Annotated in this window: 20 protein-coding genes; 9 read left to right on the forward strand and 11 right to left on the reverse strand. The window is 72.4% G+C overall.

The genetic code is table 11. The features are described from left to right. Positions 1-327: 327 nt before the first annotated feature. Entirely contained in the window at positions 328-576 is a 249-nt protein-coding gene (locus ACLQ3F_RS31195; protein WP_091403743.1) for a DUF2630 family protein, read from the forward strand. A gap of 44 nt (positions 577-620) precedes the next feature. Here ACLQ3F_RS31195 and ACLQ3F_RS31200 read toward each other — a convergent pair whose 3' ends face one another. From ACLQ3F_RS31200 to ACLQ3F_RS31210, 3 genes are all read right to left on the reverse strand, one after another. Then, a complete protein-coding gene (locus ACLQ3F_RS31200) occupies positions 621-1,553 on the reverse strand; it encodes a serine protein kinase RIO (protein WP_425853258.1) in 933 nt (310 codons plus the stop codon). Positions 1,554-1,763: 210 nt separating this feature from the next. Continuing rightward, the gene (locus ACLQ3F_RS31205) at positions 1,764-2,408 is read right to left on the reverse strand and encodes an HAD family hydrolase (protein ID WP_091403736.1); all 645 of its coding nucleotides are present in this window, start codon (positions 2,406-2,408) and stop codon (positions 1,764-1,766) included. Positions 2,409-2,473: 65 nt separating this feature from the next. Continuing rightward, positions 2,474-3,334 carry a carbon-nitrogen hydrolase family protein gene (locus tag ACLQ3F_RS31210; protein WP_425853260.1) on the reverse strand — a complete coding sequence of 287 codons (861 nt, stop codon included), beginning with the start codon at positions 3,332-3,334 and terminating at the stop codon, positions 2,474-2,476. 77 nt (positions 3,335-3,411) lie between these two features. Here ACLQ3F_RS31210 and ACLQ3F_RS31215 point away from each other — a divergent pair, with 77 nt between their 5' ends. The 6 genes from ACLQ3F_RS31215 (at position 3,412) to mug (ending at position 7,802) form a co-directional block, all read left to right on the forward strand. Beyond that, complete coding sequence (locus ACLQ3F_RS31215) at positions 3,412-3,984, forward strand: TetR/AcrR family transcriptional regulator (RefSeq protein WP_355009969.1); 573 nt, start codon at positions 3,412-3,414, stop codon at positions 3,982-3,984. Between the two features lie 81 nt (positions 3,985-4,065). Further along, positions 4,066-4,992 (forward strand): TIGR04222 domain-containing membrane protein, encoded by a 927-nt coding sequence (locus ACLQ3F_RS31220; protein ID WP_357204166.1) that lies wholly within the window; start codon positions 4,066-4,068, stop codon positions 4,990-4,992. Continuing rightward, positions 4,989-5,807, forward strand: coding sequence for a DUF692 domain-containing protein (locus tag ACLQ3F_RS31225; RefSeq protein WP_425853262.1), 819 nt, complete (start codon positions 4,989-4,991; stop codon positions 5,805-5,807). The genes ACLQ3F_RS31220 and ACLQ3F_RS31225 overlap by 4 nt, the downstream gene beginning before the upstream one ends. Then, positions 5,804-6,349: a hypothetical protein gene (locus tag ACLQ3F_RS31230; protein ID WP_425853264.1), complete on the forward strand. Its 546-nt coding sequence runs from the start codon at positions 5,804-5,806 to the stop codon at positions 6,347-6,349. Before ACLQ3F_RS31225 ends, ACLQ3F_RS31230 begins: the two co-directional genes overlap by 4 nt. Further along, positions 6,334-7,095: an SDR family oxidoreductase gene (locus tag ACLQ3F_RS31235; protein WP_425853265.1), complete on the forward strand. Its 762-nt coding sequence runs from the start codon at positions 6,334-6,336 to the stop codon at positions 7,093-7,095. The genes ACLQ3F_RS31230 and ACLQ3F_RS31235 overlap by 16 nt, the downstream gene beginning before the upstream one ends. Before the next feature lie 131 nt (positions 7,096-7,226). After that, the gene (mug, locus tag ACLQ3F_RS31240; protein WP_357260639.1) at positions 7,227-7,802 is read left to right on the forward strand and encodes a G/U mismatch-specific DNA glycosylase; all 576 of its coding nucleotides are present in this window, start codon (positions 7,227-7,229) and stop codon (positions 7,800-7,802) included. A 9-nt stretch (positions 7,803-7,811) separates the two neighbouring features. On the opposite strand, the gene ACLQ3F_RS31245 is transcribed toward mug, so the two are convergent. The 3 genes from ACLQ3F_RS31245 to ACLQ3F_RS31255 all read right to left on the reverse strand — a co-directional run bounded on the left by ACLQ3F_RS31245 (position 7,812) and on the right by ACLQ3F_RS31255 (position 10,944). Next, entirely contained in the window at positions 7,812-9,788 is a 1,977-nt protein-coding gene (locus ACLQ3F_RS31245) for an ABC transporter ATP-binding protein (protein WP_425853276.1), read from the reverse strand. A 114-nt stretch (positions 9,789-9,902) separates the two neighbouring features. Next, a complete protein-coding gene (locus tag ACLQ3F_RS31250) occupies positions 9,903-10,670 on the reverse strand; it encodes an enoyl-CoA hydratase/isomerase family protein (RefSeq protein ID WP_196924402.1) in 768 nt (255 codons plus the stop codon). 46 nt (positions 10,671-10,716) lie between these two features. Next, complete coding sequence (locus ACLQ3F_RS31255) at positions 10,717-10,944, reverse strand: helix-turn-helix domain-containing protein (protein WP_007462679.1); 228 nt, start codon at positions 10,942-10,944, stop codon at positions 10,717-10,719. A gap of 216 nt (positions 10,945-11,160) precedes the next feature. Between ACLQ3F_RS31255 and ACLQ3F_RS31260 the strand changes: the two genes are divergently transcribed. Beyond that, positions 11,161-11,760, forward strand: a complete 600-nt coding sequence (locus ACLQ3F_RS31260; RefSeq protein ID WP_425853268.1) for a cadmium resistance transporter — start codon at positions 11,161-11,163, stop codon at positions 11,758-11,760. Positions 11,761-11,779: 19 nt separating this feature from the next. Here the strand turns inward: ACLQ3F_RS31260 and ACLQ3F_RS31265 are convergent, their stop codons facing one another. After that, positions 11,780-13,384, reverse strand: coding sequence for an ABC-F family ATP-binding cassette domain-containing protein (locus ACLQ3F_RS31265; protein ID WP_357204154.1), 1,605 nt, complete (start codon positions 13,382-13,384; stop codon positions 11,780-11,782). A 263-nt stretch (positions 13,385-13,647) separates the two neighbouring features. On the opposite strand from ACLQ3F_RS31265, the gene ypfJ reads away from it, so the two are divergent. Next, positions 13,648-14,571 (forward strand): KPN_02809 family neutral zinc metallopeptidase, encoded by a 924-nt coding sequence (gene ypfJ, locus ACLQ3F_RS31270; RefSeq protein ID WP_357208612.1) that lies wholly within the window; start codon positions 13,648-13,650, stop codon positions 14,569-14,571. A 70-nt stretch (positions 14,572-14,641) separates the two neighbouring features. Here ypfJ and ACLQ3F_RS31275 read toward each other — a convergent pair whose 3' ends face one another. From ACLQ3F_RS31275 to ACLQ3F_RS31290, 4 genes are all read right to left on the reverse strand, one after another. After that, a complete protein-coding gene (locus ACLQ3F_RS31275) occupies positions 14,642-15,001 on the reverse strand; it encodes a YybH family protein (RefSeq protein WP_357208453.1) in 360 nt (119 codons plus the stop codon). A 65-nt stretch (positions 15,002-15,066) separates the two neighbouring features. After that, positions 15,067-15,366 (reverse strand): muconolactone Delta-isomerase family protein, encoded by a 300-nt coding sequence (locus ACLQ3F_RS31280; protein ID WP_425853270.1) that lies wholly within the window; start codon positions 15,364-15,366, stop codon positions 15,067-15,069. Positions 15,367-15,527: 161 nt separating this feature from the next. Continuing rightward, positions 15,528-16,175, reverse strand: coding sequence for an acVLRF1 family peptidyl-tRNA hydrolase (locus ACLQ3F_RS31285; protein WP_425853271.1), 648 nt, complete (start codon positions 16,173-16,175; stop codon positions 15,528-15,530). Between the two features lie 193 nt (positions 16,176-16,368). Next, complete coding sequence (locus ACLQ3F_RS31290; protein ID WP_425853273.1) at positions 16,369-17,001, reverse strand: LysE family transporter; 633 nt, start codon at positions 16,999-17,001, stop codon at positions 16,369-16,371. Between the last annotated feature and the right edge of the window lie 223 nt (positions 17,002-17,224).

Raw genomic sequence — 17,224 nt, forward strand, 5'->3', positions numbered from 1 at the left:
GAAACTTTCACCTTATGGGCCGCCGGAAGCATCTCACCAAACGGGGGGCACCTCCAGACTTGCGGACAGCGCAATTTCCATCTAAGCGAACGCACAATCATCGATGTCCTACGTCGAGCAAATCCAGAATGGATATTCAGGAGTCGCACCCGCCGGGTGGCCGACCCCGCCACCACGACGGGCGGAAGCTGGCCGCATCCCGCCGGCCGGGCTGCCACCTCTCCGCCAGGGCGACGGCGGGCCGACCGATGCGGGTCGGTGATCCGGGACGCACCGGTACCCCCCGAATCCGGGCGACGCCCGGCACCCTGTGCCAGGCTCTGTGGCATGGACGACAAGACCATCCTGAACCGGATCTCCGAGCTGGTCGACGAGGAACACAAGCTGCGCGCCGACGCCCAGGCCCACGAGTCGGGCACCGAGGGCGAGGCCAGCGAGCGGCTGCGCGCCCTGGAGGAGTCCCTCGACCAGTGCTGGGACCTGCTGCGCCGCCGACGGGCCGCCCGGGAGACCCACGGCGACCCGGACGCCCAGGGCGAACGCCCCAAGCCCGAGGTGGAGCGCTACCTGCAATAGCCGACGTGGCGGGTCGGGCGGTGCGGCCGCCCGACCCGCTCCGATCAGCGCAGGCCCGCCTCGTGCAGCAGCTCTCCGGTCAACATGCCCGGGTCCACCAGCTCGGCGGGGAGACCCCGGGCCGCGAACCAGGCGCCGACCACCCGCACATCGCGGGCCAGGAACTCCGGCCCCTGTGGGTTCGCCACCACGTCGACCACCTGCGGCAGGTCGATCACGACCAGTCGACCCTGGTGCACGAGCAGGTTGTACGGCGACAGGTCGCCATGCGCGTAGCCGGCCCGCGCCAGCACCCGCAGCGCCTCCACCAGTTGGGCCCACAGGTCACGCAGCTCGGTCGGGCCGGGTCGCAACTGGGCCAGTCGGGGTGCCGCCTCTCCCGACTCGGCGTCACCGACGAACTCCAGCATCAGCTCAGTGCCCCGCAACTGCACCGGGTACGGCACGGCGATCCGGTCGTGGCCGGCGCCGATCTCCCAGAGCCGGCTCAGCGCGGCGAACTCGGCTGCCGCCCACTGCCCGGCGATCATCTGCCGGCCGAACGCCGTCCGGCTGGCCATCGCCCGGTTCTCTCGGGACCGGCGCACCCGACGGCCCTCCAGGTAGCCGGCATCGCGGTGGAACAACCGGTGCTCGGGATCGCGGTAGCGTTTCACCGCGAGCAAACAGGACCGGTCGGTGTCCGGCACGGCCCGACGGACCAGGTGGACGTCCGCCTCCTTGCCGGTCTTCAACACACCCAGCTCGGTGTCCTTGGCGGCCAACTCGGTGACCAGCCAGGCGGGGTGCGGTTGTGGCCCGTGCACGGCGTCGTCCCAGGACGACCAGCGCTCGCCGGTGTCCGGGTCAGGTTCGCTGTCCGGGTCTGCGGGCGGCTCGGTGGGCCGCCCGCGCTTCAGAAACTGCTGTTCGTCGTCGTCGAAGCGGCTCTTGCCGCGGCTCCGGCGCTCAAGCGCCGGAAGGTCATGATCGCGCACTGTGGTGAGGTTCCTTTGGTCGAGGCTGAGATAGGCAGCTGGAAGCGACCTGCAAAGACGGCCATGACCCGCCTCCTCTCCTCGACCGGGCACACGCCCGGGATGCACCATGCGCGGACAATGCTCGTACGACCCAGTCGGCCGGTCAACCGAATTACCGGGCCGCCACCCGAACGACCGTCGGACGCACGGCCGGCAGCGCGGAAACCCTCAGCGGGCCAGCACGGTGGCGACCGCGGCGATCAACCCGTCCACGGTGCGGCTCGGCGCGAACCGGACGTCCGACCAGGTGCGCCCCCGGTGCAGCCAGACGCTGGGCAGCCCGACGGCGGCGGCCCCGCCGATGTCCGCCTCCGGGCTGTCGCCGATCACCCACGCCCCCCGCAGCGGCATCCGGACCCGCTGGGCGGCGAGCGCGAAGATTCTCGGGTTGGGTTTGCTGACGCCGGCCTCCTCGGAGATCACCCAGTCCGCGACGTACTGGTCCAGCCCGGTCTGGCGAATCTTGGCGTCCTCGACGCGTACGGTGCCGTTGCAGACCACCACCGGCACCCAGCCGGCGTCGTCGGCGATCCGCAGCGCGCAGGCGGTCAGCGGGTCGAGCCGGGTCTGCGCCACCACCCCGTCGTGCAGCTCCTCGACCAGGTCGATCGAGGGAATCCGCAGCTCGTAACGGTCCCGGATGGCGTCGGCGAGGTCCCAGCGGTCGGTCAGACCGTCGGCGTCGATCGAGATCAGCCAGTCGATGTCGGTGTGGGGCGCGCCGATGCTGTCCAGGAAGCGCTCACCCCAGCGGCGGAACGGCCCGGCCCGATCCAGCAGGGTGTTGTCCAGGTCCAGCAGGAGCAGTGGCACTCGGGCACCCTACGGGACCGACGTGTCTGTTAACAGATGCGGCGGGTATCGAGCTGACGGCAGGCTCAGCCAGGCATCGACAGCCGGGCGCCGCCCTGGTCCGGCAGCCGATCGAGAAGCATCGAGTGGGCCGTCCGGGTGGCCGCGAGCACTGCGGGATCCAGCGTCGCCACGAGCACCGCAGTGCCGTCGTCCGCCCCGCGGGCCAGCACCCGCCCCTCGGGGTCGTAGATGGCCGCACCGCCGTTGAACCGCCACGGATCGGCCCCTCCGACCGCGTTGGCGAAGACCACGAACATCGTGTTGTCCAGGGCACGTGCGGCGTAGTAGAGGTCCCGGCGGTGCTCGGAGCCGGCCAGGTATCCGCTGGGGCACAGGTAGGCGTGCGCGCCGTCGAGGGCGGCGGCCCGGCCGTGCTCGGGGAAACAGCCGTCGTAGCAGATGCCGAGCCCGAGCCGCCAGTCGTCGACGAGCAGCGTGGCACCCCGGTCGCCGGGGCTGAACAGCTCCCGCTCGCCGCCCCACAACTGCTGCTTGTCGTACCCGACCCGCACCTCGCCGGTCCGGTCGACCACCAGCGCCGCGATGGTCCGCCGGCCGTCGGGGTGCCGGACGGCCGCGCCGACCACCGCGGTGACGCTGGCCTCGCGCGCCGCGACGCGCAGCGGGTGGAGCCGGGGATCCGCGACCATCCCGGCCGGGTCGGCCGCGACGTCCGTGCCGGCCGGGTCGGCGGCGAGAACCGGCGGGTGGTACGCGCAGAGGAACAGCTCCGGCAGGACGGCCACCCGGGCACCCCGCCTACCGGCTTCACGGACCAGGTCGGCGGCGATGACCGTGTTGCCGGCAACATCGCCCGGTGTGGGGGTGGCCTGGATGGTGGCCACCGTCAGCGGGGAGTCGGGCAGGGTGTGGGGCTGGGTCACCGGGCGATGGTAGTCGGCAACATCCCAAGCCGTACGTACGGTTTGCGTACCCCGGGGTGACCTGCGACGATCGACGTGTGCCCAGAGTAAGCCAGGACCAGCTCGACGCTCGTCGGCAGGAGATCCTCGCCGCGGCCCGGGCGTGTTTCGCCCGGCTCGGCTACGAGGGGGCGACCGTACGCCGCCTCGAAGAGGCCACCGGCCTGTCCCGTGGCGCGATCTTCCACCACTTCCGCGACAAGGACTCGCTCTTCCTTGCCGTCGCCGAGGACGACGCCGCGGTCATGGTCGAGACGGTGGCCCGCAACGGTCTGGTCCAGGTGATGCGCGACCTCCTCGCTCGCGCCGTCTCGCCGGACACCACCGGCTGGCTGGGCAGCCAACTGGAGGTATCCCGCCGGCTGCGCACCGACCCGGCGTTCGCCAAGCGCTGGGCGGAGCGGTCCGCCGCGATCGCCGAGGCGACCCGGGACCGGCTGGCCCGCCAGCGCGACGCCGGGGTGCTGCGCGAGGACGTCCCGATCGACGTGCTGGCCCAGTTCCTGGAGCTGGCCTACGACGGCCTGGTGCTGCACCTGGCCATGGGCCGACCGGCCGGCGACCTGGGCCCGGTGCTCGACCTCGTCGAGGAGGCGGTCCGCCGGCACTGACCGCGCGCACACCGGTCTGTCGACCGTGGCGAGGCTGCTCCACAATGGGGCCGCCGATCCCTCCGGTGACAGGAGCAGTCGATGACCGTCCACGCCGCGTCCGGCGACACCTGGGGCATCTCCGGCCCGACCTTCCTCCGCTACTACATCGCCGCGGCCATCCTGCTGGTGGCGATCGTGGCGTACCAGCGGTTCCGTCTGGCGGTCGGGTCGAGCGGTGCCATGACCGCCGATCCCCTCGGACCACAGCAGGTCGCGTACCTCAACGGCGGCCCCCAACTCGCCGTGCACGCGGCGCTCGGCGGGCTGCGCGGCAGCGGCGCGGTCGGCGTACGACCGGACCGCCGACTGACCACCGTCGGTGCCGCACCGACCGGGCTCACCCCCCTGGACCAGGCCATCCACTGGGCAGCCCACCAGCACTCGCGGGTCCGGGACCTGCCCCAGGACGAGCGCGTACGCGTCGCGCTGCACCAGATCCGCAACGGCCTGGAGGAGCGCGGGCTGCTGACCAACGACGCGCAACGCGCACGGGCCCGCTTCTGGGCCACGCTCCTGATCGCCCTGCTGGGTCTCGGTGTGCTCCGGTTGGTCTCCGGCCTGTTCAGCGGCCGCCCGGTCGGCTACCTGCTGCTGACCCTGGTCGCTCTCCTGATCGTCACGCTGGTGCTGCGTCGGGTCCCGATGCTCACCCGAGCCGGTCGGGCCGCTCTGCGCTCCGTCCGCCGCCAGCACACCCACCTCGCCCCCGCCTCCGCACCGGCCTACGCCACCTACGGAGCGGCCGGTGCGGCGATGGGCGTGGCCCTGTACGGCACCGCCTCGCTCTGGGCGCTCGACCCTGGCTTCGCCGAGCAGGCCGAGATCCAGCGCCAGGCCGCCGCCGGTAGCGGCTGGTCCGGAGGGTCCGACGGATCCTCGGGCGGTGGTGACAGCTCCGGCTCGGACGGCGGCAGTTCCTGCGGCGGCGGCGGAGGCGGGTGCGGCGGCGGGGGGTGCGGCGGATGACCGGCCCGTCCGGCGTCGGCATCGGCTGGCGGCCGGAGATCGCCGGTTTCGTGGCCGAGCTGCCCGGCCTGCGCTTCGTGGAGGTGGTGGCCGAGGGGGTGCCCGCCTCCGGGCCGCTCCCGCCCGGTCTGACCCAGCTGCGGGACCGCGCGGTGACCGTCGTACCCCATGGGGTGCGGCTCTCTCTCGGCGGCGCCGAGCCGGTCGACCCGGCCCGGGTCGCGCACCTGGCCGCGGTGGCACAACGCCTGGACGCCCCGCTGGTCAGCGAGCACATCGCGTTCGTCCGGGCCGGCGGCCTGGAGGCCGGTCACCTGCTGCCGCTGCCACGAAGCCGGGAGGCCGTCGACGCGGTCTGCGCCAACGTGGCCCGGGCGCAGGCCGAGCTTCCGGTGCCGATCGCGCTGGAACCGATCGCCGCCCTTGTCGACTGGCCCGACGACGAGCTGACCGAGGCGGACTTCCTCTCCGAGATCCTCGACCGGACCGGAGCACTGCTGCTGCTGGACGTGGCAAACGTGCACGCCAACGCCCGCAACCGGGGTGCCGACCCGCTGGCGTTGCTGGACCGCCTGCCGCTGGAACGGGTCGCGTACGCCCACGTGGCCGGCGGCGCGGAACACGGCGGTTTCTACCACGACACCCACACCGACCCGGTGCCGACAGCGGTGCTGGAGCTTCTCGGCGCGCTCTGCGCCCGACGGCGACCGCCGGCCCTGCTGCTGGAGCGCGACGGCCACTATCCGCCGGCCGTCGAACTCCGCGCCGAACTGGACGCTCTGGCCGCCGCCGCGGGCTTCCCGGCCGTGACATGACGGGCACACCAGAGGGCGGCAGCGGGCCGACGCCCCGCGTCGGGCTGGCCGAACGGCAGGCCGAACTTGTCGCGGCGCTGGTCGCCGGGGGTGAGCCACCGGCGGGGTTCGCGCCGGGCCCGCTGGCCGCCACCCGCGCGGCCCTGCTGCGCAAACGGGCCGGCGAGGTGGCCCGGCACTGGCCACTGCTCGCCGCAGGCCTCGGTGCCCGCTGGTCGACCACCTTCGCCGAGTGGGCCGCCCGCCGACCCACCGCCGGATCGCTGCGCGACGGTTGGGACCTGGCCCGGGCGCTGCGCGCCCAGCAGGCGCTCCCCCCGGCCGCCGCCGAGGAGTTGGCCGTCCGGGAGGCACGCCTGCGCTACGACGGGCTTCGAGCGCCGCGCCCGCGCCGGGCGCCAGCGGTGGGCCGCGCCGGCGGCGCCGTCGCGCTGCAGATCGCCGGCCGGGTACGCCTGCTGCGCCCCGCCCCACGGCTGTCCACCCGTGCTGGCGACGGGTTACCGGATGCGGCAGGATCGGAGTTATGGATCTCGGACTGACCGACCGCGTGTACGTCCTCACCGGCGCCTCCCGCGGTCTGGGTTACGCGACCGCACAGAGCCTGGTCGCCGACGGTGCGCGGGTGGTGCTCTCGGCCCGCGACCCGGACGCGGTGGCCGCCGCCGCGCAGCAGCTGGGCGGCCCGGAGCACGCCATCGGGCTGACCGCGGACCTGACCCACCCGGAGACCCCGGGGCAGCTCGTCGCCGCCGCCCAGGAACACTTCGGCCGGCTCGACGGCGCGCTGATCTCGGTCGGTGGACCACCGCCGGGCAACGCCGCAGCGGTCACCGACGAGCAGTGGCGGCTGTCCTTCGAGACCGTCTTCCTGGGCACCATCCGCGCCGTACGCACTGTCGCCAACTCCCTGCCCGAGGGCGGCGCGATCGGGTTGGTGCTCTCCACCTCGGCGCGTGGCCCGGTGCCCGGTCTCGGCATCTCCAACGGTCTTCGCCCCGGCCTGGTCGGGGCCGCCAAGGACATCGCCGACGACTACGGTCCGCGTGGGGTCCGGGTGGTCGGGCTGTTGCCCGGCCGGATCATGACCGACCGCAACCGGGAACTGTTCGGAGCGACCGGTGACCCGGAGCGGGCCCGCGCCGAGGCGGAGGCCGGCATCCCGCTGCGCCGCGTCGGCGACCCCGCCGAGTTCGGCCGGGTGGCCGCGTTCGTACTCTCCCCCGCCGCGAGCTACCTCACCGGAATCACCCTGCCGGTCGACGGCGGCGCGCTGCGCGGGCTGTGACAGCCGAGCGGGCCCGACCCGCCCGCACGGTGACGCCGCCAGGGCCGGACCCGGGCGTTGATCAACTCGACATCACGGAAGTCGGGCTGTCGACGCGACCAGGACACGCCGACGTCCAGGAACCCGAGTCGATCAAGGCGCGGCGGTCCGTCCCGACCCGGCCGACCCGCGCGGACCTCGCGGCAGCGGCGGACCGGACGATTCCCGACGTCCTCGCTCCCGGCCTGGAGGTGCTCTTCGTCGGCATCAACCCGGGTCTGTGGTCGGCGGCGACGGGCTGGCACTTCGCCCGACCCGGCAACCGGTTCTGGCCGGCGCTGCACCGGGGCGGGTTCACGCCCCGGCTGCTGCACCCCAGCGAACAGGACGAACTGCCAGCGCTCGGGCTCGGCATCACCAACATGGCCGCCCGGGCCAGTGCCCGCGCGGACGAGCTGAGCACCGAGGAACTCCTCGACGGCGCGGCGATCCTGACCGACAAGGTGGCCCGGTACCGGCCGCGCTGGGTGGCAGTGGTGGGGGTGACCGCGTACCGGATCGGTTTCCAGCGGCCCAAGGCAGCCTTCGGGCCGCAACCGGAGACGCTGGCCGACGCGCGGCTGTGGGTGCTACCCAACCCGAGCGGCCTGAACGCGCACTTCACCCCGGTCACCCTGGGCCTGGCGTTCGCCGAGTTGCGGGCAGCGACCGAGCTACCAGCCCTGTGATCGACGACGTCAGTTGGCGGCGGCCGGTGGCAGCACCTCGTCGGCGCGGTAGGTACCCAGCGGCATGACCACCGGCTCGGCACCGGTCGCGTCGACGAACGGGGTGGGCGAGTCGGCGACCGCGAACTGGGTGCGGTACAGCTCGGCGTAGAGCCCACCGACGGCCACCAACTCGTCGTGCCGTCCCCGCTCGACGACCCGTCCGCCGTCCAGGACGAGGATCTGGTCGGCGTCTCGCACTGTGGAGAGCCGGTGCGCGATCACCAGCGCGGTCCGCCCGGCCAGCGCCACCGACAGCGCCCGCTGCACCGCCGCCTCGCTCTCCGAGTCAAGGTGAGCGGTCGCCTCGTCGAGGATCACGATCGACGGTGCCTTGAGCAGCAGTCGCGCTATCGCGATGCGCTGCTTCTCGCCGCCGGAGAACCGGTAGCCGCGCTCCCCCACAGTGGTGTCCAGACCGTCGGGCAGCGCCCGAACCAGATCGGCCACCTGCGCCCCGGCCAGGGCGGCCCAGATCTCGTCGTCGGTGGCGTCCGGCTTGGCGTAGCGCAGATTCTCGGCGATCGTCTCGTGGAACAGGTGCGAATCCTGAGTGACCACACCGATCTCGTCGCGCAGGGAGGCGAGCGTCGCGTCACGCACGTCCACGCCGCCGACGAGCACCTGCCCGTCGCTGACGTCGTAGATCCGGGAGATGAGCATCGACAGTGTCGACTTGCCCGCCCCGGACGGGCCGACCAGCGCGACCATCTGCCCCGGCTCGACGCTGAACGAGACCCCCTTGAGCACCGGTTCGTTGACGGTCCGGTCGAGGGTGGCGACCTCCTCCAGGGAGGCGAGGGAGACCTCGGCGGCGCTCGGGTAGCGGAAACGCACGTCGCGGAAGTCGACCCGGCCGGCACCCAGGGGCACCGGTACCGCGTCGGGCTTCTCCACGATGCCCGGCTTGAGGTCAAGCACCTCGAAGACCCGGTCGAAGGAGACCAGCGCGCTCATCACGTCCACCCGGACGTTGGAGAGCGCGGTGAGCGGCCCGTACAGGCGGGTGAGCAGCAGCGCGAGCGTCACCACGGTGCCGGCGCTGACACCGCCGGTCACCGCGAGCCAGCCGCCGAGACCGTAGGTCAGCGCCTGCGCCAGCGAGGCGACCAGCAGCATCGCCACGAAGAAGGTGCGGGAATACATGGCGGACTGGATGCCGATGTCACGGACCCGCTCGGCCCGGTCGCCGAACCGGCGGGCCTCGATCTCGGGCTGGCCGAAGAGCTTCACCAGCAGCGCGCCGGCCACCCCGAACCGCTCGGTCATCGTCGCGTTCATCTTGGCGTCGAGGTTGTACGCCTCGCGGGTGATCTCGGCCAGTCGCTTGCCGACCCGACGGGCCGGAATGATGAAGATCGGCAGCAGCACCAGTGACAACGCGGTGATCTGCCAGGAGAGGGTGAACATCACCGCCGCGGTGAGGACCAACTGGATGACGTTGCTGACCACACCGGACAGGGTGGAGGTGAACGCCCTCTGGGCGCCGAGCACGTCGTTGTTGAGCCTGCTGACCAGGGCGCCGGTCTGGGTGCGGGTGAAGAACTGCAACGGCATCCGCTGCACGTGGTCGTAGACCCGGGTGCGCAGGTTGAAGATGATGCCCTCGCCGATGCGGGCGGAATACCACCGCTGGGCCAGCGACAGCAGCGCGTCGGCGACCGCAAGCGCGGCGATGAACAGGGCCAGCCGCACCACGAGCCGCCCGGCCTCGGTGCCGCCCTCGTTGATCGCGTTGATCACGTCGCCGGCGAGCACCGGAGTGGCCACGCCGATGATGGCGGCCAACACCACGGTGGCCAGGAAGACGATGATGTCGCGCCGGTAGGGGTGGGCGAAATCGACGATGCGGCGGGCCACCCCGCGCTTGAGCCGGTGGGTGGAGACCTCGTCGCGGTTGCGCATCGACCGGAGCATGCTCCACCCGGCCATGCCACCGCCGGACATCGGGTTGGACATCGTTCACCTCCGGGTTGCCGGGCAGACCGCACCGTCAGGTCAATTCTCCCGACGAGTGTGACAACCTCGGTCGTAACCCGGATCTTCCCGTGCGGTCCTTACCTATTCTCCAGTGCCGGCGAGGTCACGCAGCCGACGGGTCTGTGCCTCCCGCTCGGCGCGCTGCTGGTCGGCGTGCGACCGCCCGGCGGCGCCGGCGAGCAGCGCCTTGATCTCGACCACCGCGTCGCGGGCCCCGGAGAGCAGACCGGCGGTCAGATCCCGCACCGCGCCGTCCAACTCGGCCGGGGGTACGACCAGGGTGGCCAGCCCGATCCGGTCCGCCTCGGCGGCGTCCAACCGGCGGCCTGTCGCACAGATCTCCAACGCCCGCGAATAGCCGACCAGCTCGACGAGGCGTTTCGTCCCGGCCAGATCCGGCACCAGGCCGAGGGTCACCTCGGCCATCGACAATTTCGCGTCCGCGGACAGCACTCGCAGGTCACAGGCGAGCGCGAGCTGGAAACCAGCACCGATCGCGTGGCCCTGCACGGCCGCGACAGAGACGACATCCGGCCGGTGCAGCCAGGTGAAACCGGCCTGGAACTCCGCGATGCGCTCGGCGCACTCCTGCTCGGGCAGCGTGGCCAGCTCAGCGAACGACCCCGGACCGGAGGCACCCGCCACCGCGAGATCGAGGCCGGCCGAGAACGCGCGACCCTCGCCGCGGACCACCACCACCCGCACGTCGCCGGGCAGGTCGCGGGAAAAGTCGCTCATCGCTCGCCACATCGCGGGCGTCTGGGCATTGAGCACGTCGGGCCGGCACAACGTCACCGTGGCGACCGGCCCGTCGCAAGTCAGCCGAACCCCGGTCGCCTCGGCGGTCACCGGACTTCCCGGGGCGCGGCGCTGGTGGACGACGCTGAGGGGCGGGTCACGCCTTCTTGCGGCGTCGGGCGCCACCGCGCTGACGCAGCTGCACGCCGGACTCGGTGAGCACTCGATGGATGAACCCGTAGGAACGGCCGGTCGAGGCCGCCAACGCGCGGATGCTCTCCCCCGAGGTGTACCGCTTTACCAGGTCCTTGGCGAGCGTCTGACGCTCGGCTCCGACGATCCGGCGACCCTTCTCAGTGCTGGTGGCTGTGCCAGTGGCTGCCATGCTGTGTCCTCACGTCCCAGACTGTGCGGTTCGGATACGGTCCCACCTATTAGACCGCCTCGAACGATCATGCGCCAGATATCAACTCTTCGCCAACCGACACGCTATGCAATGTCAGCTTCCCGATAGAGTGATCCTGGCGATGCGGCCCGCCGCGGCGTCCGGGCGTACCACCCGCCGACGCTGGCTGCTGCCGGCAAGCCGTAACCTGCCGTCGTGATCGACCTGCTCAGCACCGCGGCCGGAGCGGCAGTGGTCTTCGCCGCGACCGACATCGACGACATCGTCATCCTGACCCTGTTCTTCGTCGCGGCCCGCACCACCGGTCGGCCCCGCCCGTGGCAGATTGTCGCCGGCCAATACGTCGGTATCGGTGCGCTCGCGCTGGCGAGCGCGGTGGTGGCGGCCGGGCTGCTCGTGGTGCCGGACCCGTGGACGGGGCTTCTCGGCCTGTTACCGATCGCGCTGGGCGTACGCGCGCTGCGTCACTCCGACGAGGACGAGACCCCCACTGTCGTGACCGGAGCGCTCGGCGTGGCCGGCGTGACGATCGCGAACGGCGCCGACAACGTGGCCGTCTACGTACCTGTCTTCCGAGCCCTCGGCGCAGCCGACAGCGCGGTGTTCCTCCTGATCTTCGTGCTGCTCATCGCGCTGTGGTGTGCCGTCGGCGCGTGGCTGGGAGGACACCCACGGGTTGTCCGGCTGGTCGAACGCGCCGGCCACTGGCTGGTGCCGACGATCTTCATCGGCATCGGCGTGGTGATCCTGATCAGCTCCGGCGTCGTCGGCCGGCTGGTGGACCTGCTCGGTTGAGGCCCGGCCAGAAGCTTGGTCAGGCCAGCTCGACAAGTTCGAGCAGGTCGTCGCTCCAGGCGTCCTCGTCGCCGTCGGGCAGCAGGATGGCCCGGTCCGGCTTGAGCGCCAGCACCGCACCCGGGTCGTGGGTCACCAGGACGATCGCGCCCGGGTAGTTGGCGATGGCGTCGAGGACCTGCTCCCGGCTGACCGGGTCGAGGTTGTTCGTCGGCTCGTCGAGCAACAGCACGTTGGCGCCGGAACAGACCAGGGTGGACAGCGCCAGCCGGGTCTTCTCGCCGCCGGAGAGCACCCCGGCCGGCTTGTTCACGTCGTCGCCGGAGAAGAGGAACGCGCCGAGGATCTTGCGAAGGTCGGTGTCGGACTGCTCGACCGCGGCGGCGCGCATGTTCTCCAGAACCGTCCGCTCCACGTCCAGCGTCTCGTGCTCCTGGGCGTAGTAGCCCAGCCGCAGGCCATGCCCCGCGTGCACCTCGCCGGTGTCCGGGCTGAGCAGCCCGCCGAGCATCCGCAGCAGGGTCGTCTTACCGGCGCCGTTGAGCCCGAGGATGGCCACCCGGGAGCCCCGGTCCACCGCCACGTTGACGTCGGTGAAGATCTCCAGCGATCCGTACGACTTGGAGAGACCGGTCGCCGTGAGCGGGGTCTTGCCGCACGGCGCGGGGCTGGGGAACCGCACCTTGGCCACTCGGTCGGCGACCCGCACCTCCTCCAGGCCGGAGATCAGCTTCTCGGCGCGGCGGGCCATGTTCTGCGCGGCCACGGTCTTGGTGGCCTTGGCCCGCATCTTGTCGGCCTGCGCCATCAGCGCGCCGGCCTTCTTCTCCGCGTTGGCCCGCTCCCGGCGGCGGCGCCGCTCGTCGGTCTCGCGCGCCTCCAGGTACGCCTTCCAGCCCAGGTTGTAGACGTCGATGACCGACCGGGTGGCGTCGAGGAACCAGACCTTGTTGACCACCGACTCCAGCAGCGCGCCGTCGTGGGAGATCACGATCAGGCCGCCCTTGTGGTTGGCGAGAAAGCCCCGCAGCCAGGTGATCGAGTCGGCGTCGAGGTGGTTGGTGGGCTCGTCGAGCAGCAGGATGCCGCCGCCGTTCTCGCCCGCGTCACGGAACAGGATGCGGGCCAGCTCGATGCGTCGCCGCTGACCACCGGACAGGGTGCCGATGGTCTGCGCGAGCGCCCGGTCCGGTAGGCCGAGGTTGGCGCAGATCCGCGCGGCCTCGGCCTCGGCCGCGTACCCGCCGAGGGCGGCGAACTGGTCCTCCAGCGCGCCGTACCGACGGACCAGCTTGTCGTTGGCGTCCTCGGCGAGGCGGGCCTCGATCTCCTGCATCTGCGCCATCAGCACGTCCAGGCCGCGCGCGGAGAGAACCCGGTCGCGGCCGGTGACCTCCAGGTCACCCGTGCGCGGGTCCTGCGGCAGGTAACCGATGGCGCTGCGCTGGTCGATCTGGCCGCCGTACGGCTGCCCCTCGCCGGCGAGCACCTTCAGCGTGGTGGTCTTGCCGGCGCCGTTGCGACCGACCAGGCCGATCCGGTCACCGGGCTGCACGCGCAGGGTGGTGTCGGACAGCAGGATCCGGGAACCGGCACGCAGTTCCAGGCCGGTGGCAGTGATCATGTTTGCGGGGCTCGCTCTCGGGGTTCGGAAGGCTGACTCGGGGCACGCGAAACGGCCGGCGGGCTCAAGGGCCCGACGGCGCGGGGCGGTTCAGCCTTCGCAGCGCAGCACCTGACAAGTGTACCGGGCGCGCCCGGAGCGCCTGCCCGGATTACCAATCAAGATCATCGGGTACCGGAACGCCTGTCCGGACCCCGTCCGGCACTCGATGGACGAAACGACACACAAAAGACACTCACCGGCATACGGCGATCGGGGTCACCATGGAACTCAACGAGCGGGCCGAAATCGACACCTCGCAGGTCAACGACGTGGGCCGCGGTGGTGGAGGCGGCGGAGGCGGCCTCGGCATCCCGATCCCCGGAGGCGGCGGTCGGGGCGGCATCATCGGCATCGTGGTGGCGGTGCTCGTCGCGCTGCTCGGCGGCGGTTTCGGCCTCAACGCCATGACAAACGGCGACGAGGGCGGTCAGGCCGGCGGCACCGACCTGGAGCAGTTGTGCTCCCGCGACAACCCCGAGCGTCTCGACGACGCGCGCTGCCGCAACGCGCTCTACGTCAACAGCATCCAGGCCTACTGGCAGAAGGCGTACCCGGAGTTGGGCAAGGGAGAGTACGAGCAGACCGACACCAACTTCTTCCAGGCCGCCGTCAACACCGGCTGCGGGCAGGCCGACTCGGGCGTCGGCCCGTTCTACTGCCCCGCCGACAAGCAGGTCTACATCGACCTGAGCTTCTACGACGAGTTGGCGTCCCGGTTCGGGGCGAAGGGCGAGTTCGCCCAGCCGTACGTGCTTGCCCACGAGTACGGACACCACGTCCAGAACCTCCTCGGCACCAACGCCAAGGCCGGCCAGGGCGACCAGAGCGGCCCCCAGTCCGCCTCCGTACGGCTGGAGTTGCAGGCCGACTGCTACGCCGGCGCCTGGGCCAAGCACGCCACCGAGAGCAAGGACAAGACCGGCCAGGAACCGCTGTTCAAGTCCATCACCCAGACCGACATCAGCGAGGCGGTGCAGGCCGCCGAGGCGATCGGCGACGACAGCATCCAGGAGCGCTCCGGCGGGCGGGTCAACCCCGACCAGTTCACCCACGGCACGTCCGAGCAGCGCAAGCGTTGGTTCACCCAGGGCTACGACCGCGGCGACCCGAAGACCTGCGACACCTTCGGTACCGACCAGCTCTGACACCCGCTCCGAGATCGTGGCAGGCCCCGGTGGGCCTGCCACGATTGCCATTCCGGCCGTAGCTCCGGGGTCAGGTGAGCCGCGAGACCTGGTAGTGGCCGATGAGCCAGTCGTCGTCGACCCGCCGCAGGAGCACTCCGAGGTTGACGGTCAGTGCCGGCCGGTCGGTGAAGCCGAACTCCACCTCCAGGTAGCCGAGGACCACGTCGTCGGCGAGACGGCGGATCTCCCGGATGTCGTATGCGGCGGTCAGGCCGAGCGGCTGTCCGGCGTAGTACGCGGCGACGCCGGCAGGACCGACCGTGTACGGCTGCAACCCCTGAAAGATCGCGTCGTCGGTGAAGCACGCCGCGACCCGGTCGGGCTCGTGGGCGTCGACAGCCGATTTCCACCGGTCGAGGACGGTACGCAGAATCTGAGCGTCGGACATGATGATCTCCCTGCTGACGGACGTGTCCCGTGGCGTGCCTGTCGAGGCGGCGTGCCCTCCCCAGCTCAGCGAGGCGGCTGACCCGGGTCGTTCGGGTGCGGTGTCAACGGCGTCACGGTCTCGCGCCGCCAGGCGCGCAGCGGCATCGACGCGAGTACGGCTTCCAGCTCATCGGCGTCGTCGGCCTGGAACAGCCCCCACGTACGCCACTCCCCCGGTGCCAGCGGCGGCCGCCACAGCCGCAGGAGACTGCCCTGGGCGATCAGCTCGGCCGAACGCGCGGCCTCTCGCGCACGCATGTCGGCGACGCCGTCCTCCGACGTGCCGTCGGGCACCGTCGTCATCATGTCAACCAGAAACTCCACGCGCCCATCCTCCGGCCGCCGGCCGAGCAGCACGCCGCGAACCCCATTTTGGGTGGCGACCGTCTCCCCTCCGACGCCGCCCGTGCGGGCCTCCGACGCCGCCGGCGCGGGCCTCCGACGCCGCCGGTGCGGGCCTCTGACGCCGCCGGTGCGGGCCGAGGTCAGTCGGGGTCGCGCACCAGGATGCGTACCGCCCGGGCCGCACCCACTGCCGCGACCAGCACCGCGTGCCGGGGCTCCGGCACGTCGAGCAGCCGCTCCGCCCGCAACGGCACGAGCGGGGCCAACCGTCGGTCGGTCAGCACCCCGTCCACCGCCCGCCGGTCACCGCCGCAGACCAACGCGGCGATCGTCGCCACCTCCGGCAACAACAGCCGTACGGCCAGATCCGCCGCGTCGCCCAGCGCAGCCCTCGCCTGGTTGTCACGCCGGCGGGCGAACCGGTGCTGCGACCATCCCCCCGCAGCGGTGCGCCCCTGCACGTAGCGCGTGTCCACCTTGGAGACGACGAGGTCGCCGCCCTCGGCCACCCCGAGCGCCACCGCGCCCTTGCGCGCCAGCAGCAGGCCGATCCGGCGGGGCATGACAGCGGAGGCCACGAACCCGGCCACATCCGCGCCGGCCGGCGCACCCGGCGGGGCGTGCAGCTCGGCGGTCGCCCCGTCCGGGGCGGCGAGCAGTAGGCCGTACTCCCTCGCGCTGGTGCTGGGCGGGCCGTGCCGGTCGGCGAAGCCCTCGACCCAGCGACCGACGCGGGCCGGGTCGACCTCGACCCACCGGCCTCCGCCGGCTGCGGGTCGACTGGTCATCGCCCGACCGTACGGCACAGCGAACCCGTCCGGGCCCCCGGGCGGCCCGTGTGCCCGGCCAGGGACACGCCCGGCGACACCGCGGACCAGGCGCGGTCGGGCGCCGTCCGGGTGGCTGAGCCGCCCGTGAACCTGGTCCGGCTCGGCCTGGACCCAGCGACCTCCTGCCGGGTCGGATGGTCGCCGTGGCCGTTCAACCTGGCAGTAGCGCGGCCACCGCCAACGCGGCGATGAGCGCGCTGGAGACCAGGCCGGTGACCAGCCGGCCACGCGGCCCGGTCAGCGCCCGGCCGACCACGGTGCCACCGCCGGCGATGACCAGTTGCCAGCTCGCCGACGCCAGGAACACCCCGGCCACGAAGAGGGCCATCGGGACCATGCCCGAGTCGGCAGCGTCCCGGCGGCCGAGCACCAGGGCGGTGAAGTAGAGCACCGTCATCGGGTTCAGCAGGGTCAGCCCGAGCAGCGCCGCGTAGGCCCGTCCCGGAGTGCTCATGCCCCCACCGTCGCGTGCCCTCGGCGGTCGGTGCGAGCGGTGCGCGGACCACGTCCGCCACAGGCCGTGCCCGGCGAGACCCAGCAGCACCACGGCGGCGACCACTCGCAGGGGCCCGGCGACCGGCGCGATGATCCCGGCCAGGCCCGCGCCGCCGAGCACGGCCACCACCGCGTAGAGCCCGTCGGCCGTCGCCACCGCGAGCGCTGCGGCCGCACCCACCCGAAACGACGTACGGGCGCTGAGCCCCAGGATCAGAATCGCGATCGCGCCGACGGGAATGGCGACGCCGTAGCCGGCCACGAGACCGGCGAGGAACGCGCCGCTCACGACGGCGGGCGCGGGATCGAGGCGGGCCGGGGCAGGCTGCGCTGTCGACGCGCGGCAGTGGCCGCACGGACAGGAACCTGCTTCGGGTACGCCTCAGTCACACGCGCATCCTCCGCGCCGGACCCGCGCCCCCGCCACCGATATTCCGCCGCGCCCCGCGCCCCGCGCCCCGCGCCCCGCGCCCCGCGCCCCGCGCCCCGCGCCCCGCGCCCCGCGCCCCGCG

Origin of the sequence: Micromonospora sp. DT15 (genome assembly GCF_049841475.1) — a bacterium.
In the GTDB taxonomy this organism is placed as follows: domain Bacteria; phylum Actinomycetota; class Actinomycetes; order Mycobacteriales; family Micromonosporaceae; genus Micromonospora.